Here is an 805-nt window from a genome sequence, read left to right as displayed (position 1 = left end):
AAGGCAGCACTGACTCGGCTGAGTACGCTTACATCGATTGCAACGTGGTTGGCGCTGAAGCTGAGAAGCTGATTCGCCGATGCCAGGAAGCAGTTGATGCTGGCAAGAAAGTTCTTGTTTCTTTCCGCATCGGTGATATTTGGGCTGATGTTTTCACCTACACCAGTGGTGCCAAGCAAGGGCAAACAAGTGCCAGCCTCAAAGGCCGTCTCTTGTACCTTGCCTGGATCAAAATTGAAGGTGAGTTCGTTTACGATGCCAAGCCTAAAGATGCGACTACTGTCGAAACTTCAAGCCAAAGCTCCGACGAAACTCCCCCAGCTCAATCTGAAGCCGAAGCACCAGCTAAAACGCCTGTAACAGAAACACCCGCTGCAAAGACACCTGCCAAAAAGCAGCGCGCGCCTAGAGCACAAGCCGCTTAAAAGCATGATTCATTCTCAAGGCGCCCTCCCAGGCGCCTTTTCTTTTTCTCACAACGCAGGTAACGATTCTATGAAATACGCCATCGCTACATTCGTGTTGACGGTGCTCTGCCTATTTTTTCTCGAATGTGGACAACAGACATCCGCATCGCTATTGACTCGAATAGGTGCAAGTGAACTGTTGGCCAGTTTTGTCACCTTGATGACCACAGCGCTCACGTCCTGAAGCATCGCCTCCCAAAGATGCCTCAACAGCAAAACTCAAACCACACGTTTTACTGAACGAAAACCAACCTGATCGGGTAATTCACCTCCCGGTCGGGCCAGGTGGTTACCTGCACCTGGAGAACTACTATGTCCATCACCGTAAACCATCTGCC

General features: G+C 50.6%; 1 protein-coding gene. It reads left to right on the top strand.

Annotated features, from left to right (window positions below; genetic code table 11):
* A partial coding sequence (locus ABJ99_RS05495; protein ID WP_054084941.1) for a DUF3577 domain-containing protein occupies window positions 1-425 on the top strand: 425 nt, incomplete at its 5' end.
* Window positions 426-805 lie beyond the last annotated feature (380 nt).

This window comes from Pseudomonas syringae pv. cilantro (assembly GCF_001293775.1).
Taxonomy (GTDB): Bacteria; Pseudomonadota; Gammaproteobacteria; order Pseudomonadales; family Pseudomonadaceae; genus Aquipseudomonas; species Aquipseudomonas syringae_P.
This window is presented reverse-complemented; position numbering and strand designations above follow the sequence as displayed.